The sequence below is a fragment of the Mesorhizobium sp. M7A.F.Ca.MR.362.00.0.0 genome, assembly GCF_004023175.1.
Taxonomy (GTDB): domain Bacteria; phylum Pseudomonadota; class Alphaproteobacteria; order Rhizobiales; family Rhizobiaceae; genus Mesorhizobium.
The window spans coordinates 1-15811 of record NZ_RZTF01000028.1; the positions used below are offsets into that span (position 1 = coordinate 1).

At 63.5% G+C, this 15811-nt stretch carries 17 protein-coding genes; 3 read left to right on the plus strand and 14 right to left on the minus strand.

Translation table 11 applies throughout. From position 1 onward, the window contains the following. Positions 1-15: 15 nt before the first annotated feature. The 9 genes from rpsP to EOC06_RS06420 all read right to left on the minus strand — a co-directional run bounded on the left by rpsP (position 16) and on the right by EOC06_RS06420 (position 7631). On the minus strand, positions 16-417 hold the full coding sequence (gene rpsP / locus EOC06_RS06380; protein WP_013528800.1) for a 30S ribosomal protein S16: 402 nt from the start codon (positions 415-417) through the stop codon (positions 16-18). A 51-nt stretch (positions 418-468) separates the two neighbouring features. Further along, positions 469-795: a chorismate mutase gene (locus EOC06_RS06385; protein WP_023811329.1), complete on the minus strand. Its 327-nt coding sequence runs from the start codon at positions 793-795 to the stop codon at positions 469-471. Between the two features lie 7 nt (positions 796-802). Then, positions 803-2413, minus strand: coding sequence for a signal recognition particle protein (gene ffh / locus EOC06_RS06390; protein ID WP_128307361.1), 1611 nt, complete (start codon positions 2411-2413; stop codon positions 803-805). Positions 2414-2756: 343 nt separating this feature from the next. Continuing rightward, positions 2757-3044: an addiction module antidote protein gene (locus EOC06_RS06395; protein WP_127269503.1), complete on the minus strand. Its 288-nt coding sequence runs from the start codon at positions 3042-3044 to the stop codon at positions 2757-2759. 2 nt (positions 3045-3046) lie between these two features. Next, positions 3047-3334: a type II toxin-antitoxin system RelE/ParE family toxin gene (locus tag EOC06_RS06400; protein WP_127269504.1), complete on the minus strand. Its 288-nt coding sequence runs from the start codon at positions 3332-3334 to the stop codon at positions 3047-3049. Positions 3335-3426: 92 nt separating this feature from the next. Beyond that, a complete protein-coding gene (locus EOC06_RS06405) occupies positions 3427-4359 on the minus strand; it encodes a CPBP family intramembrane glutamic endopeptidase (protein ID WP_128307362.1) in 933 nt (310 codons plus the stop codon). Positions 4360-4532: 173 nt separating this feature from the next. Then, positions 4533-5132 carry a DUF1236 domain-containing protein gene (locus tag EOC06_RS06410; protein WP_127269501.1) on the minus strand — a complete coding sequence of 200 codons (600 nt, stop codon included), beginning with the start codon at positions 5130-5132 and terminating at the stop codon, positions 4533-4535. 63 nt (positions 5133-5195) lie between these two features. Further along, positions 5196-6293, minus strand: a complete 1098-nt coding sequence (locus EOC06_RS06415) for a putative zinc-binding metallopeptidase (RefSeq protein WP_127329331.1) — start codon at positions 6291-6293, stop codon at positions 5196-5198. Between the two features lie 90 nt (positions 6294-6383). Continuing rightward, positions 6384-7631 (minus strand): NAD(P)/FAD-dependent oxidoreductase, encoded by a 1248-nt coding sequence (locus tag EOC06_RS06420; protein ID WP_127271188.1) that lies wholly within the window; start codon positions 7629-7631, stop codon positions 6384-6386. A gap of 141 nt (positions 7632-7772) precedes the next feature. On the opposite strand from EOC06_RS06420, the gene EOC06_RS06425 reads away from it, so the two are divergent. Then, positions 7773-8570, plus strand: coding sequence for a lytic transglycosylase domain-containing protein (locus EOC06_RS06425; RefSeq protein WP_127329335.1), 798 nt, complete (start codon positions 7773-7775; stop codon positions 8568-8570). A 73-nt stretch (positions 8571-8643) separates the two neighbouring features. Here EOC06_RS06425 and EOC06_RS06430 read toward each other — a convergent pair whose 3' ends face one another. Both EOC06_RS06430 and EOC06_RS06435 read right to left on the minus strand, forming a co-directional pair. Next, the gene (locus tag EOC06_RS06430; protein WP_128307363.1) at positions 8644-9165 is read right to left on the minus strand and encodes a hypothetical protein; all 522 of its coding nucleotides are present in this window, start codon (positions 9163-9165) and stop codon (positions 8644-8646) included. 5 nt (positions 9166-9170) lie between these two features. Continuing rightward, positions 9171-10394, minus strand: a complete 1224-nt coding sequence (locus tag EOC06_RS06435; RefSeq protein WP_127271182.1) for an argininosuccinate synthase — start codon at positions 10392-10394, stop codon at positions 9171-9173. 298 nt (positions 10395-10692) lie between these two features. On the opposite strand from EOC06_RS06435, the gene EOC06_RS06440 reads away from it, so the two are divergent. After that, positions 10693-12768: a bifunctional diguanylate cyclase/phosphodiesterase gene (locus EOC06_RS06440; protein WP_245469368.1), complete on the plus strand. Its 2076-nt coding sequence runs from the start codon at positions 10693-10695 to the stop codon at positions 12766-12768. A gap of 125 nt (positions 12769-12893) precedes the next feature. Further along, positions 12894-13535: a LysE family translocator gene (locus EOC06_RS06445; protein ID WP_127271180.1), complete on the plus strand. Its 642-nt coding sequence runs from the start codon at positions 12894-12896 to the stop codon at positions 13533-13535. A 6-nt stretch (positions 13536-13541) separates the two neighbouring features. On the opposite strand, the gene EOC06_RS06450 is transcribed toward EOC06_RS06445, so the two are convergent. Genes EOC06_RS06450 through rlmN form a run of 3 tightly spaced genes read right to left on the minus strand, consistent with a single transcriptional unit; the run spans position 13542 to position 15702 of the window. Then, a complete protein-coding gene (locus EOC06_RS06450) occupies positions 13542-14021 on the minus strand; it encodes a hypothetical protein (RefSeq protein ID WP_128307364.1) in 480 nt (159 codons plus the stop codon). Continuing rightward, on the minus strand, positions 14021-14470 hold the full coding sequence (locus EOC06_RS06455) for a hypothetical protein (protein WP_128307365.1): 450 nt from the start codon (positions 14468-14470) through the stop codon (positions 14021-14023). The genes EOC06_RS06450 and EOC06_RS06455 overlap by 1 nt, the downstream gene beginning before the upstream one ends. Further along, entirely contained in the window at positions 14467-15702 is a 1236-nt protein-coding gene (gene rlmN / locus EOC06_RS06460; protein WP_127329343.1) for a 23S rRNA (adenine(2503)-C(2))-methyltransferase RlmN, read from the minus strand. Before rlmN ends, EOC06_RS06455 begins: the two co-directional genes overlap by 4 nt. Positions 15703-15811: the final 109 nt, after the last annotated feature.

Genomic DNA, 15811 nt, shown 5'->3' on the forward strand with positions numbered 1-15811 from the left:
ATGCGAATAGAGCAATTATTCGGCGGTGGCGGCTTCCGCCTCGGCCGGTGCAGCTGCGGCCGCCGCAACAGCAGCAGCGGCATCTTCCTGCGCCTTCTTCAGAAGGGCAGCGCGTTCCTGCGCCTTCTTGCCCGGCTCGGCCTTCTTCGGGTTGGAACGGGCGTCGCGCTTGACGAGGCCGGCCTCGTCGAGGAAGCGCAGCACGCGGTCGGTCGGCTGGGCGCCATGCGCCAGCCAATGCTTGACGCGGTCGGCGTCGACCTTGACGCGTTCGCCGTCCTTGGGCAGTAGCGGGTTCCATGAGCCGATCGACTCGATGAACCGGCCGTCACGCGGTGAACGGGCGTCGGCAATGACGACGTGGTAGTAAGGACGCTTCTTCGAGCCCGCACGGGCCAGTCGGATCTTCAAGGGCATTTATTTTCTCCTAAAAAGGCTGATTTGGTTGGTCGGTTGGTGGCTGGTTTCTCAGCCGGCTTTCATCACGCCGTTGGAAGCGGCGATCTGTTCGTGGTGGCGGATCACTTCGCGGACGACGAAGTTGAGGAATTTTTCCGCGAAATCCGGGTCGAGATGGGCATCCTTCGCCAGCTGGCGAAGCCGGGCGATCTGCTGCTGCTCGCGTGCCGGGTCGGCCGGGGGCAGGCCATGTGTCGCCTTCAGCACACCGACCGCCTTGGTGCAGCGGAAGCGCTCGGCCAGCATGTGGATGAGGGCCGCGTCGATGTTGTCGATCGAGGCGCGGTAATCGGCCAGGAGAGCGCGGGCGTCGGCCATGTCCTTCTCTTCATTCATGGCGTCCTCACTTCTTCTTGCCAAGGCCGGGCAGCCCGCCACCGCCGAGGCCGGGAAGCCCGGGGAGTTTCATGCCGCCGGGCAGACCTGGCATGCCGCTGGGCAGGCCACCGCCGCCGGGAAGGCCTTTCATGCCGCCGCCAAGGCCGGCTGCCTGTGCCTGCTTCTGCAAGGCCTCGAGCTGCTTGGGGTCCATCTTCGACAGGTCCGGCATGCCGCCGCCCATCATGCCGCCCATACCGCCGGGCATCATGCCGCCGAGGCCCATCTTGGAGGCGAGGCCGCCCATCATGCCGCGCATCAGGCCGCCGCCTTTGCCCTTGCCGCCCATCGCCTTCATCATGTCGGCCATCCCGCGATGCATCTTGAGCAGCTTGTTGATTTCGGCCGCGTCGGTGCCGGAACCGGCGGCGATGCGCTTCTTGCGCGAATGCTTGAGCAAATCGGGATTGGCGCGCTCGGCCTTGGTCATCGACGAGATGATGGCGAGCTGGCGGCCGAACATCTTGTCGTCGAGACCGGCGGCGGCCATCTGGTCCTTCATCTTGCCCATGCCGGGCATCATGCCCATGATGCCGCCCATGCCGCCCATCTTCGACATCTGCTGAAGCTGGCCGGCGAGATCGTTCAGGTCGAACTTGCCGGACTGCATCTTCTTGGCCATCGCCGCCGCCTGTTCGGCGTCGATGTTCTCGGCGGCCTTTTCGACGAGCGAGACAATGTCGCCCATGCCGAGGATGCGGTCGGCGATGCGTTTGGGGTGGAATTCCTCCAGCCCGTCCATCTTTTCGCCAGTGCCGATCAGCTTGATCGGCTTGCCGGTGACGGCGCGCATCGAAAGAGCCGCACCGCCACGGCCATCGCCGTCCATGCGGGTCAGGACGAGGCCGGTGATGCCGACGCGCTCGTCGAAGCTCTTGGCCAGGTTGACGGCGTCCTGGCCGGTCAGCGAATCGGCGACCAGCAGGATTTCGTGCGGGCTCGACACCTTCTTGATGTCGGCCATCTCGACCATCAGCGGCTCGTCGATATGGGTGCGGCCGGCGGTGTCGAGGATGACGATGTCGTGGCCGCCGAGCTTGGCCGCCTGCACGGCGCGGCGGGCGATGTCGACCGGCGACTGGCCGTCGATGATCGGCAGCGTGGCAACCTTGACCTGTTCGCCGAGCTGGCGAAGCTGCTCCTGCGCGGCGGGGCGCCGCGTGTCGAGCGAGGCCATCAGGACCTTCTTGTTCTGACGCTCGGAAAGACGTTTGGCGATCTTGGCCGAAGTGGTCGTCTTGCCCGAACCCTGCAGGCCGACCATCATGATGACGATCGGCGCCGGGGCATTGAGATCGATGGCGACGCCTTCGGCACCGAGCATCTCGACCAGTTCGTCATGGACGATCTTGACGACCATCTGGCCGGGCTTGATCGACTTGACCACGGCAGCGCCGACGGCCTTCTCGCGCACCTTGTCGGTGAAGGAGCGCACCACTTCCAGCGCCACGTCTGCTTCGAGCAGCGCACGGCGCACCTCGCGCAGCGCCGCCGAGACATCAGCCTCCGACAGCGCGCCGCGGCCGGTCAGGCCGTTCAGGATCGAACCAAGACGTTCCTGTAGCGATTCAAACATTCGTTTTCCTTTTCCCTGGCATCCGGATGATGCCCGAGAGGTAATGCGTTCGCGCCCAGTGTCCAACCAAAAGCCAAAACCAAAAAGCACCCGGGGGCGCTCAGCGCTGCCGGGTGTTGGCCTCCAGGATCGATTTACAGCACTTCACCTCAAAGAGGTTTCGGCGTCCTGGTCGGCTTGCTCGGAGGGATACTCGTCGCGGAATTCGGGGCGTGTAGACAGGAAATCGGACGCGGAGTCAAGACAAGGCCGGATTGCAGGGCGTGCGGCAGCCACGGCAGTGGTTGCCGGCATGCGAATTGGGCAAACAATTCTGCGCGCGAGGGGTCTTTGGAAACCCTGATTAACTAGACGGCTCGGCTGTGATCTTCACCCCGAGCGCCTTTGTGACACCCAGTAGCGTCGAAAGGCGCGGGTCACCGTCTGGCCTCAGTGCTTTGTAAAGAGCTTCACGAGTGACGCCTGCTTCCTTTGCAACAGCGGTCATGCCGCGCGCACGAGCAACAATGCCGAGCGCGTTTGCTATATAGCCAGGGTCGCCGGTCGCAAAGGCGTCGGCCAGCAGCTCGGCCTGCCCTTCGGCGCTGCCAAGATGCTCGGCGGGATCAAACGGAACGGTTTCGATTGCCATGATCATAGCTCCCTGGCCATCTGAATGGCCTTTTTGATGTCGCGGCCCTGGCTGGACTTGTCGCCGCCGCAAAGCAGGATAATGATTTCGTTGCCGCGCTTGATGAAATAGAGGCGGTATCCAGGGCCAACGTCCAACCGAAGTTCGCCGATGCCATCGAAATACTTCACGTCTCCGATGAGACCGGACTGGACGCGGGCGATGCGGATCGCGATCTTTTCTGCGGCCCGCTTATCCCTCAGGCTGTTGAGCCAGTCGCGAAAGTCGGTGGTTTGGCGAACCTCGACCATCTGTGAACTATAGTTCACAGGCTTGATGTGTCAATCCATATGTGAAGAATAGTTCACAGTCCGCAGCAGCCTAGACGCATATCCCGGCTCGACTAAGGAAATTCGGCGGCAACCCTGAGCGGCGAACGCTGATGCAAAAGCAGTACGATGGTCAGCAGGCTGCAGGCGATGCCGATGAAGGCGATGAGGACTGCATCCGACGTCGCCCAGCCCGGCCCTTCGAGCGGCCTGGCGTTGAACAGGGCGAAGGAATTGTAGCTTTCCTGATGCGAGATCAAGAGAAACCCGGTCAGGTTGTTGCCGAGATGAGCACCCAGGGCGGCGCCGAGATTGCCGGTTGCGTAGACGATAAGCGTCAGCAGCAGCGCGAAAGCGGCGATCGACGCCAGCACGCAAGCATTGATGGCTGGTGACGAACTCGCGCTCCAATGCAGCGAGGTGAACAGCAGGGCCGGCGGCAGGGCCCAGACGAACGGGCTCGTGAACCGGTTGGCGAGACCGCGCAGCAGATAGCCGCGAAACAGCACCTCTTCAGAGGATGTCTGCAGCAAAGTGAGCGCGGCGATCGGGATCGCAAACAGCAGCCAGGACGACAGGCCGATCGGGCCACGCGTGATCTGCGGCTGTAGCAGATAGAGCAGGACCTCGGATATGAACGACGTGATCAGCACCGCGATCAGCCCTTTGAGGAAGCCGGACCATGAAACTCGTCGGCTGTTGCCGAGCAGCGCCGACAGCTTCTCGCCATGCACCCAGCGCATCGCGACCCACAGGCCGATCCAGATGCCGGCGAACGAGACGAGCGCGGTGAGGATGCCGAGGGGCGAAGCGAGGAAGCCCTGAATGCCGGATGATGGGGTCGCCTGCCAGGCGATGAAGGCATAGGTGCCGCCGACCAGCACGGCCACAGTGGTTGCTGCCCAAAAAAGGACGACGATCCCCGTTCCGAACAACAGGCGCGGCAAGGTCGTCCGGACGTTCGGCGAATGCCTGTAACGCTCGAAGGCGGCCGGATCGATGGTCACGCGGGCTCCTTTGCCAAAGTCATCGCCTATTGACTAACCGATGCCTGGAAAATCGGAATCGTTTTCCGCAAAGGACAACGCTCAGAGCAGCGTCGACGCAGGAGAGGCGACGCGCGGCAGCGCCGCCTGCTGGCGGCCGCTGCTGTCGCAGCGGCCGCTTGTGCCAATTGTCGTCAGCGAACGACGTACATGATGCGCCGGGTCTGCGGATCGATCAGCGCCCGCTGGCCGTTCACATAGACATAGCGGTAGTTGTAGTCCGGAATCTCGCGCAGCTCGACGGTGTCGGGCAGGGTCGCGCCGGTTACTACTTCGCCTTCGAGATAGATGGGATCGAGGCGATGCGTGTCGACATAGGTGCGGACTTCAGCCGGAGGCGGGGGGAAGTCATCCACGACCGGATCGCTGGCGATGATCGCGCCGGTATAATCGGTCGAGTAGTTGCCGATGTCCTCCGGCGGCGAGACGACAGCAACGCTGGAGCGCCGTTCCGTCAGCACCACGCGGCTGCCGCCGATATCGGCCGTGACATAGTCGGAATAGACCCAGCCCTGGCCGCCGGCCTCGGCTATGGTGCACCATTTGCTGTTTTCGATGCAGCCATTGAGCGTTGCCGACTGGCCGGCGGCGAGCACGCCGATCACGGGATATTGCGGGCCGGGTCCGGCGCGCACGTTAAGATCGGTGACGGCTGAGACGGCGGTATCGGCAAACGCGGCGCCTGACATCACGGTCAGCATTCCGGCTACCGCAGGAAACAACAGGGATTTCATGGTTTCTCTCCGTTTTCATGGTCCCTCGCCAGCGAAAACGGGGCAGCAGCTCATGCGTTCCCGCTAAAGCGCCTGCGCCAACTCACGATTTGTTCCGTGTTCTCCAGGCAAATCGGTCAGAAGTTCGTGAACGAATTCCAATTTCCGTGCCGTGACGTCCGAAATGACAAAGGGGTAGAGGTCGGGCAGGCCCATGCAGCGGTTGATCGAATTGGAGGCTTCCGACAGCACCAGCCAGCGGGGAAGGATCTTTTCGAAAGGCTCGGGCGCGGTCGCCGGCTCCGAGGGTGCGGCCTGCAACCCGCCGCCTGTGTCGCCGCGCGGCAAGTCGTTGGCCTCCACCGTCTCCAGCCGGCCGAGCGGAAAGTTCAGCGCGTGCACCATTTCCAGCGTGTCGGTGATGTGCAGGTGATGAGCCCAGGTCTCGGCCCAGTCCTCCCATGGATGCGAGGTCGCATAGGCCGAGATGTGGCCTTGCTGCCAGTCGGGCGGCGCACCATTGGCATAATAGGCCTTCAGCGCCTGTTCGTAATCGGCGCGGTCGTCGCCGAACAGTGCGCGGAAAGCTTCGAGCCTGTGCGGATCGTCGCGGATGAGGCGGTCCCAGTAATAGTGCCCGAGCTCGTGACGGAAATGGCCGAGCAAGGTGCGGTAGTTCTCGCCCATCTCGACGCGCCGCTTCTCGCGCTCGGCCGAATCCGCCTCGGCGACATTGAGCGTGATCAAACCATTGTCGTGGCCGGTAAGAATCCGCTCGCCGCCGGGGCCGCCGCCGATCGGATCGGCGAGGAAGTCGAATGCCAGGCCGATCTCGTCGGCCGGGTTCTGCTTGGGCGCCACCGGCAGCCCGAAGGCCAGCAGCGAGTAGATGGCGCGCTTCTTCGCCGCTTCGACACGGATCCAGCGGCGGCGGTTGCCGTCGACGGAGAGATCCGGGATCAGCTGGTTCAGCACGCAAGCGCGGCAAAAAGCGTGACCCGGTTCCGCCATCCAGTTGCAGGCGCATTCATCGGCGTTGGTGCACTGGAAGACGCCATCGACGCCCGCCAGCGCAAAACAGGCGTGCTCGGGATCGTAGAGCACGGGGTTCCCGCAGTTCAGGCACTGGGCGTTCTCGAAATAGATGCGATGGCCGCAATGCGGGCAGTCGAAGAGTTTCATGTTGGTCTCAATTCACCGGAGGTGACACAAATGTTCACGGCGGCCCGTGCCCAACGCGAACAGCCGCGCGGTGTTCCACATTACCTGAAGCTATTTGGCCGCAAGCTGGGCGACAACCTGCCTTGCCACCGCCTCGCCCGACAGCCGTGCGCCGCCGCAGGTCTGGACCAGCGAGCCGGCCAGATGCTCGCCGGCGAAGAAGATCTTGTCGGCCACCGGCTGCATGAGTGCGGCGCGCGCCAGTGAACGGCCGGGGCGGGCCGCGGCATATGCGCCGCGCACGAAGCGCTCGCCGCCCCAATTGGTCATCATGGCGCGTCCGACATGCTTGCGCGTATCGCCGCCGAAGATGCCGCACAGCCGGTCGACGACGAAGTCGATGCCGGCCGCCTCGCCGGCCGCCGACATTTCCCAGGCGAAATCGCCGCCGACGAAGCCGACCATCAAGTCAAGGTCGAACGGGAAGCAGAGGAAGTAGATGTCGTGCCTGGCCATCCGTTCGATCAGCAGGTCGTCGAAGGGCTGCAGCCCGAGCCTTGTGCCCGATATTTCGACTGGCAATTTGGTCAGCATGCCCATCGGCAGGTCGAAGAAGGCGCCGAAATGCGTGTCGGGCAGGGCCGGCGAGAACGCGATCTCCTCGAAGGCGAGCACCGCCGGCGAAGCGGTCACGATCACCGCTTTGGCGCGGACGGTGCCGCGATCGGTGACGCAGGCGACGCCGGGCACGTCCCACAGGATCTTGCGCACCGGCGTCGACAGTTCGACCGGCACGCCGGCGCCGAAACGCGCCACCAGCGCGCCAAGGCCCTCCTTGCTGAAGTAGTTCGGGTCGAGATCGGCCGCGGCCTGGAAGTCCAGGATCGAGATTTCGTCCTCGTCGGCACCGAAATCCATCGGCCCGGCGAAGGTGGCGGCGGCGCGCGGTGCATGGCCTTTTGCCAAAAGCGCCGAAAGACGATCGTCATCTCCGTCTTTCACTTCATGCCTGGCCAGCAGTTCGAACAGCTTTGCGTCGGCGGCCTTCATGTCGGCTTCTTCCGCTTCGCTCGCCTTGCGCTCGCGGTAGTAGAGATGATCGACGTTCATGTCGTGATGATGCAACGTCCAGCCTGCCGCCTGGGCTTCGGGAAAATAGGGATTGCGGTCGGCGGCATGCAGCCAGGCGCAGCCGATGTCGAAAGGCACGCCGAAATGCTGGTCGCTGGTCCAGGCTCGCCCGCCGATTCGGTCCATCGCTTCGAGCAGCGTGAAGGAAAGCCCCGCGGCCTGCAGGGTTCTGGCGGCGGCAAGACCCGCCGAGCCGGCACCGATGATGACGACATCAACGTCTTGCATGCAGCCCCCCTGCCACAATAATCACTTGATCCTAGGCAAATTCCACGGCATTCGCCAGCATTGCAGCGGTGACAGTGACAAGTGCGCGTTTCGCTGGCAAGTTCGCAATTGGGACGTGATTCAGGCAACCAGGAGATCAACATGGCAATTCTTGCCAAGGGAAAGATGTTTGCAGCGGCCGTGGTGGCGGTGCTTGCGCTGGCGACGGGCGCACAGGCAGCGGCCAGCTGCGGCAAGACCGGCGCCGGCTTCGAGGCCTGGAAGCAGGATTTTGCCGCGCAGGCCAGGTCGGAAGGTGTAGGCGCCAAGGGGCTGGCCGCTCTGGCCGGGGCGAACTACGCGACCAAGACGATCTCCGTCGACCGCGGCATTCACAAGGCTTTCAGCGGCTCGGTGGACGATTTCATGCGGCGGCGCGGCGGCGCGGCGATTATTTCCAAGGGCCGGTCGCTGAAAAAGTCGAATGCGGCGCTGTTCGCCAAGATCGAAGCGAATTACGGCGTGTCGCCGGGCGTGTTGCTCGCCATCTGGGGTATGGAAACCGGCTTCGGTTCGGCCATGGGCAACCAGAACACCGTCTCTGCCATTTTGACGCTTGCCTATGATTGCCGCCGCCCGGGGTTCTTCTACCCGCATGCCATCGCAGCCCTGAAGCTGGTTGATCGCGGGGTGCTGTCAGCCTCGTCGGTTGGCGCCGCGCATGGCGAGATCGGACACACGCAGTTCCTGCCAGGAAACGTCCTGAAATATGGCGTCGGCGGCGGAAACCTGCGCGACAAGGGCACGGCGCTGGCTTCCACCGCCAACTTCCTCAAGGGCCATGGCTGGCGGGCGGGCGCGAGCGCGAGTGCGAATATGGGCGCGATTGCCGGCTGGAATTCCGCGAGCGTCTATCAGCAGGCCATCGCCCGCATCGCCACGGCGATCGACGGCGATTGACGGACCATGCACCGGGCAGAAGGGCCCCGGCCATTTCTGACTTGATCGAAAACCCGGCGCGAATGCCGGGTTTTTATTTGGTTTCGAGCGTGTAGGAGCAGCCGGCCAGGGTCTTGCCGGGGTGGGACTCGACGGTCGAGACGTTAAGCTTGACGTCCGTGGAGAAGGTCAATCCTTCCGACTCTTCGGTGCTGTGGACAACGACCTTCTCGCCAAGGAATTTTTGCGGCGTGGAATAAACGGCGACGACGTTGAGTTCTTTGGCAAGCTCCGGCGCGGCAACACCGTCGAGCACGGCCATCGGCCCCGCAGCGGTAAACACGATCGATCCCGTCTCGCGGTTGAACACGCGGATCTTGGCCGGCAGTTCGTATTGGCTGAGAAACGGATTGCCCGAGTCAACTTCCTTCCAGCCAAGCGTTTCAACCGCTCCCGGTGCGCTGGACAGCCACAGGGCAAAGTCGTTGTAGGTCGGAACGTCCGCCCTGCACTCGATCAGCGCGGGAAGGTCGAGAGAGGCGGGGTCGAACTCCTGGCCGGCCGCCGGCGTCGCCAGAACAACCAGCGGCGCCAGGCAGCGACCGAAACCGCGCATCCGCCCTACTTGGCGCGGTTGCGCGCGGCCAGCGTCCTCAGCCGCAGCGCATTGAGACGGATGAAGCCGGCGGCGTCCTTCTGGTCGTAGGCGCCGCGGTCGTCCTCGAAGGTGACCAGCGCATCCGAATAGAGCGTCTTCTTCGACTTGCGGCCGGTGACCATGACGTTGCCCTTGTAGAGCTTGAGGCGCACCGTGCCCTCGACCTCTTCCTGGCTCTTGTCGATCATCGCCTGCAGCATCAGCCGTTCGGGCGCGAACCAGAAGCCGTTGTAGATCAGCTCAGCGTAACGCGGCATGAACTCGTCCTTGAGATGGGCGGCCCCACGGTCGAGCGTGATCGATTCGATGGCGCGGTGGGCGGCAATCAGGATCGTGCCGCCTGGTGTTTCGTAGACGCCACGCGATTTCATGCCGACGAAGCGGTTCTCGACCAGGTCGAGCCGGCCGATGCCATTGTCGCGGCCAAGATCGTTGAGTGCCGCCAGCATGGTCGCCGGCGACAGCTTCTTGCCGTTCAGCGCGATCGGATCGCCCTTCAGGAACTCGATCTCGATCTCGGTGACGGTATCAGGTGCGTCCATCGGCGAAACGGTGCGCTGGTGGACGAATTCGGGCGGCTCCACCCACGGGTCTTCCAGCACCTTGCCCTCGGAGGACGAATGCAAAAGGTTGGCGTCGACCGAGAACGGTGCGTCGCCCTTCTTGTCCTTCGGCACCGGGATCTGGTGCTGCTCGGCGAAATTCATCAGGTCGGTGCGCGACTTGAATGACCAGTCGCGCCACGGCGCGATGACCTTGATGTCGGGGTTCAATGCGTAAGCCGAAAGCTCGAAGCGAACCTGATCGTTGCCCTTGCCGGTGGCGCCATGCGCGATCGCGTCGGCGCCGGTTTCCCGCGCTATATCGACCAGATGCTTGGAGATCAGCGGCCGCGCGATCGAGGTGCCAAGCAGATAGGTGCCTTCATAGACGGTGTTGGCGCGGAACATCGGGAAGACGAAGTCGGACACGAATTCCTCGCGCACGTCGACGACGCGGATGTCCTTGATGCCCATCATCTCGGCCTTGCGACGGGCCGGCTCGAGTTCGCCGCCCTGGCCGAGATCGGCGGTGAAAGTCACGACTTCGGCGCCGAGTTCAGTCTGCAGCCATTTCAGGATGATGGATGTGTCGAGACCGCCTGAATAGGCAAGCACGACTTTTTTGACGTCTTTGGCCTTGGACATTTCTACTCCGTCGATGGCGGACGCCCCAGCCTGGGCGTCACGGATTGTCGCAGCGCCTTTTAGCAGGAACGGCAGAGCGAGCAAGCACGCGTGCATGCACGGCTTCTGGTCCAGCGCATGGCCGGGGGCGGCCGGCAGCGAAAACAATCTGCTGCAATCAAAGGCTGCATTTGCTGGAGGGACTTAATCAAGTTTTCACGCCGTGCCGCTAACACTTACGACAAAGCCGCCTTGACCATGTTCCTGGCGGCTTCTTGCCTGCTTTATCGTGGGTGTCCTCGGACTCGGGCCGTTCTTGATGCGCGTTATATCATGCATCGCCATGGAGCATAATCTGTGGCTTGTCCTGCTGGCGGCGCTGATGTGCGTCACCGGCTGCTGGGTAACGATCGGCCTCTTCGACCGTTCGAGGAAAACCGCCGGCGTGCAGATGAAGGGCTGGCTGTTCCTGACCGCGGTTGCCGCCGGCTCGTCGATCTGGTGCACCCATTTCATCGCCATGCTGGCCTACCAGCCCGGCGCGCCGATCACCTTCGATCCGGTCCTGACCATGGCATCCCTCGTCATCGCCATCGTCGGCACCGGGCTGGGCTTCACCCTCGCATCCGGCAAGAGCCGGCGCCTGGCTCCGGAATGGGGCGGCATCGTCGTCGGCCTGGCGATCTCGGCCATGCACTACACCGGCATGATGGCTTATCACGTTGCCGGCATCGTCGAATGGGACGGCTCCTATGTCGTGGCCTCACTGGTCATCTCGGCGGTGTTCTCCGCCTTGGCCGTCGGCCATGCCGTGCGCCGGCCATACCGCTGGTCGCATTATCTCGCTATCGGGCTGCTGGTGCTGGCGATCGTCGGCCTGCATTTCACGGCTATGGCCGCGGTGGCGGTGACGCCGCTGTCCTTCATCAGCACAGGCACCAATCCCGATATTCTGGTGGCAATGGCGGTCGCCGTCGCCGTGGTCGGCCTGATCGTCGCGGCCACCGGCTTCGCCAGCTATCTGATCGATGAGCGTGGCCGTCTGGAGAGTTTCGAGCGGCTTCAGCATCTCGCCCTCAACGACGCCCTTACCGGCCTTCCCAACCGGGTCTCCTTCAACGACCGCCTCGACCATGAGATCGACCGGGCATGCGAGGGCGAGGACACAATGACGGCGGTCATCGTCATCGATCTCGACCGCTTCAAGGAGATCAACGACCTCAGGGGCCACGCGGCCGGCGACCAGGCGCTCAAGATCGTCGCCCGCAGGCTGTCTAAACTCATCGGCGAGGGCGAATTCGTCGCCCGGCTCGGCGGTGACGAGTTCGCCGCGATCAAGCGCTTCAAGGATCAGAAGGACCTTCTCGGGCTGGTCTCGCGGCTGGAGAAATCCCTGTTCGAACCGTTGCGGCTCGACGATTTCGAGATCGCCGCGGGCGCCAGCATCGGCGTCGCCGTCTATCCGCGCGACGGGGCCGACCGCGAGCGGCTGGTCAGCAATGCCGATCTTGCCATGTACCGGGCGAAGAACGACGTCACGCGAGCCGTCTGCTTCTACGAATCCGCCATGGACGAGACGGCGCGGGCGCGCCGTGCCTTGGCCACCGACCTTCGCCAGGCGATCGACCGCGGCGAGCTTTCGCTTCACTATCAGGTGCAGACCTCGGTCCCGACCGGCGCCACCTGCGGCTACGAGGCGCTGCTGCGCTGGACCCATCCCGTGCACGGCATGATTCCGCCCGCTGAATTCATCCCGATTGCCGAAGAGAACGGCTCGATCATGGCGATCGGCGAATGGGTGCTGCGGACCGCGTGCCGCCAGGCGGCCTCGTGGGGCAATGGCCACAAGATCGCGGTCAATCTGTCACCGGTACAGTTCGCCCATGCCGATCTCGCCAAGCTCATCCATCAAATCCTGATCGAGACCGGGCTGTCGCCGAAACGGTTGGAGCTGGAGCTCACCGAATCGACGATCGTCGCCGACAAGGTGCGCACGCTGCATGTCCTGCGCCAGATCAAGGCGCTGGGGGTGACGATCGCGATCGACGATTTCGGCACCGGCTATTCATCGCTCGATACGCTGCGCTCGTTTCCCTTCGACAAGATCAAACTCGACCGCTCGTTCATGGCTGACGTCGAGCGAAGCCCGCAGGCCAAGGCCATCATCCGGGCGGTGCTGACGCTGGGCCGCAGCCTCGACATTCCGGTGCTTGCCGAAGGCGTCGAGACGCATGTCCAGCTCACCATCCTGCAGGTCGAAGGCTGCAACGAGGCGCAAGGCTATTTCCTCGGCCGGCCCAAGCCGATCGACCAGATCACCGGGGACGCCGATGTTAGCAACGATCAACTCGTCGCGGAGGAGCCGGCGAGGATGCGGCTGAGCAGGCAGGCATAGGACGCCGCGGCCGGCCGTCCAGCGAATGCCTTGCGGACGCCTGCTGGATCGACATCGGGTGGCTGCTGTGTCTGGCATCGTCATGGCGCATCCTGTATAGGCCTCCCAATTCCCTGGGGCCGCTCATGTCGTTCATTCCAGACACCGCCACGCTGATCCAGTTCGCCATTGCCACGGTCATCCTGGCGATCACGCCGGGTCCGGACATGACGCTGTTCGTCTCGCGCACGCTCAACCAGGGCCGTGCCACCGGCTTTGCCTCGATGGCCGGCGCGCTGTGCGGCACGCTGATCCACACCACGCTGGTGGTTGTCGGTGTCTCGGCGCTGATCGTCGCCTCGCCGATGGCTTTCTTCGTGCTGAAGATCTTCGGCGCGGGCTATCTCGTCTTCCTGGCCTGGCAGGCAATCACCAGGGGCTCGGCCTTTTCGCCGGAGAAGAAGACAGGCCCCGAGATTTCGCTGTTGCGCAGCTGGGCGGCGGGCCTTGGCGTCAATCTGCTCAATCCGAAGATCATCCTGTTCTTCATGACCTTCCTGCCGCAGTTCGTCTCCGCGCATGATCCGAACGCACCGGGAAAGCTGTTTTTCCTTGGGCTGATGTTCATCGTGCTGTCGGTGCCGGTGACGGTGCCGATGGTGCTGGCGGCGGAAAAGTTTTCGGCGGCGATGAAGGCCAGCCCGCGCGTCACGCGGGTGGTCGACTATCTCTTCGCCGGCGTGTTCTCCGCCTTCGCCCTCAAGATCCTGACGGCCCAGGCGAAGTAGGCGCCGTCATCCTGTCTGGCCATCCTCTTTTGATCCTGGTTCGCCTTGCCACCAGCTTGCGGCCCAGCGCCCGGCGCTGAGCCAGTAAAAGATACCACCGACCATGCCGCTGCCGATCACGGCCATGATGGCGCTGGTGTCCCTGACGGCGAAGGCGGTGTCACCGCTGTGGTCGGCAAGCCCGAGGAAAACACCGGCAACCACCGCGCCCGCCAGCGCATAGAACAGCCAGTCGCGCCGGCCGAGGATTTCGGCAAGCAGGATGACGACAGAGGCCGGCATCAGGGCGAAATAGGCGACGAACAGGGCGGCGAAGGGAATTGAGAAATACAGGGAAGCCGTCGCCGTCGGATGCGCATGCTCCGGCGTGTAGCCGAGCGATGCCAGCAACAGGATATTGAGGAAGGCGCTCGCCGCCAGCGAGGCGACGGCATAGCCGAACAGGATGACGGTGAAACGGATGAGATAGCCGACGAGACGCGCCATCAATCCCGGCCCAGAGTCTGTCGCGTGCCGGATCTGCGTCCAGCCAGAAGCCAGTAGACCGAACCGGCGGCGATGCCGGCGGTGGCGAGAAAACCCAGAAAGCCCGGATTGAAAACAAAGCTGCTGGCCGAGCGCGGCATGGATACGCCAAAGGCGATGGACGTGATCGCACCCGTGGCGGCGAAGTAGAACCATCCCCGCAGCGAAAACCGTTCGGCGACGAAGAGCGCCGGACCGACGATCAACAGCGCGCCGACCATCACGGTCAACACGGCGAGCGGGAACGAGCCCAGCCAGTCGAAGGCGAAAATGATGGACCAGTTGCCGTCCTCGATGCCTTCCAGAAGAGCGATCAGCAGCACCGGCACCAGGATCGAAGTCAGCACCGCGGCGACATAGCCGACCGCCATGATGGCGAAGCGTCTTAGCCAGGCGACGGGGCGGCTCACGCCTCGCCGTGCCCCGCTATCATCATCGCTTCCAGCGCCAGCCGGTCGACCTTGCGCATGCGCTCGGAGTCGGATTTGAGCTGGCCGCAGGCGGCGAGGATGTCGCGGCCGCGCGGCGTGCGGATCGGCGAGGCATAGCCGGCATTGTTGATGTAATCGGCGAATTTCTCGATCGTCTCCCAGTCCGAGCACTGGTAGTTGGTGCCCGGCCACGGGTTGAACGGGATCAAATTGATCTTGGCCGGAATGCCCTTGAGCAGCTTGATCAGGCCCTTGGCATCCTCGATGGAATCGTTGACGTCCTTCAGCATCACATATTCGAAGGTGATGCGCCTGGCGTTCGACAAGCCGGGATAGGCGCGGCAGGCGGCGATCAGCTCCTTCAGCGGATACTTCTTGTTGATCGGCACAAGCAGGTCGCGCAGATCGTCATTGGTGGCATGCAGCGAGATCGCCAGCATGACGCCGATCTCCTCGCCGGTGCGGAAGATTTCCGGCACGACGCCGGAGGTCGATAGCGTGATGCGGCGCTTCGACAAGGAAAGGCCGTCACCGTCGGAAGCGATCAGCAGCGCCTTCTTGACCGCTTCGAAATTGTAAAGCGGTTCGCCCATGCCCATCATGACGATGTTGGACACTTTGCGGCCCTCGGCCGGCACGATGGCGCCGTCGGGCGTGTCGCGGTCGGGAAAATCGCCGAGCCGGTCGCGGGCGGTGAGCAGCTGGGCGAGGATCTCCTCAGCCGTCAGATTGCGCACCAGCTTCTGCGTGCCGGTATGGCAGAACGAGCAGGTCAGCGTGCAGCCCACCTGCGAGGAGATGCACAGCGTGCCGCGACCCTCTTCGGGAATGTAGACCGTCTCGATCTCGACCGGCCGGCCGGCGCCGCGCGGCGGAAAGCGGAACAGCCATTTTCGGGTGCCGTCGGCGGAGATCTGCTCCTCGACGATTTCAGGCCTGGCGACGGTAAAATGCTTGTCCAGCTCGGCGCGCAGATCCTTGGAAATGTTGAACATGCCGGCGAAATCGGAGACGCCGCGCACATACATCCAGTGCCAAAGCTGCTGGGCGCGCATTTTCGCCTGGCGCTCGGGCACAGTGCCTGATGCAACCAGAGCCTCGGCGAGTTCGACCCGCGTCAGGCCGATCAGCGACGGCTTTTCGGGCTGTGCCGCGCGGGCGCGCAACGCGTCGCGGGCGCCGTCAGTGGTGAGATCGAATGAAAGGGTCATGGTTGCACTGATATAAGCGGTTTGCGGCCGATTTCACGCATCGTGCCGGAAAGGAAGCGCGGCGCATAGCACAGGTTGAGGGCAGAGTCATGGGTTGTGCCGGTTTAAC

Coding starts and splice junctions, on each gene's coding strand:
- rpsP (WP_013528800.1), bottom strand. CDS start 417: ATGCCCTTGAAGATCCGACTGGCCCGTGCGGGCTCGAAGAAGCGTCCT.
- EOC06_RS06385 (WP_023811329.1), bottom strand. CDS start 795: ATGAATGAAGAGAAGGACATGGCCGACGCCCGCGCTCTCCTGGCCGAT.
- ffh (WP_128307361.1), bottom strand. CDS start 2,413: ATGTTTGAATCGCTACAGGAACGTCTTGGTTCGATCCTGAACGGCCTG.
- EOC06_RS06395 (WP_127269503.1), bottom strand. CDS start 3,044: ATGGCAATCGAAACCGTTCCGTTTGATCCCGCCGAGCATCTTGGCAGC.
- EOC06_RS06400 (WP_127269504.1), bottom strand. CDS start 3,334: ATGGTCGAGGTTCGCCAAACCACCGACTTTCGCGACTGGCTCAACAGC.
- EOC06_RS06410 (WP_127269501.1), bottom strand. CDS start 5,132: ATGAAATCCCTGTTGTTTCCTGCGGTAGCCGGAATGCTGACCGTGATG.
- EOC06_RS06415 (WP_127329331.1), bottom strand. CDS start 6,293: ATGAAACTCTTCGACTGCCCGCATTGCGGCCATCGCATCTATTTCGAG.
- EOC06_RS06420 (WP_127271188.1), bottom strand. CDS start 7,631: ATGCAAGACGTTGATGTCGTCATCATCGGTGCCGGCTCGGCGGGTCTT.
- EOC06_RS06425 (WP_127329335.1), top strand. CDS start 7,773: ATGGCAATTCTTGCCAAGGGAAAGATGTTTGCAGCGGCCGTGGTGGCG.
- EOC06_RS06430 (WP_128307363.1), bottom strand. CDS start 9,165: ATGCGCGGTTTCGGTCGCTGCCTGGCGCCGCTGGTTGTTCTGGCGACG.
- EOC06_RS06435 (WP_127271182.1), bottom strand. CDS start 10,394: ATGTCCAAGGCCAAAGACGTCAAAAAAGTCGTGCTTGCCTATTCAGGC.
- EOC06_RS06440 (WP_245469368.1), top strand. CDS start 10,693: ATGCGCGTTATATCATGCATCGCCATGGAGCATAATCTGTGGCTTGTC.
- EOC06_RS06445 (WP_127271180.1), top strand. CDS start 12,894: ATGTCGTTCATTCCAGACACCGCCACGCTGATCCAGTTCGCCATTGCC.
- EOC06_RS06450 (WP_128307364.1), bottom strand. CDS start 14,021: ATGGCGCGTCTCGTCGGCTATCTCATCCGTTTCACCGTCATCCTGTTC.
- rlmN (WP_127329343.1), bottom strand. CDS start 15,702: ATGACCCTTTCATTCGATCTCACCACTGACGGCGCCCGCGACGCGTTG.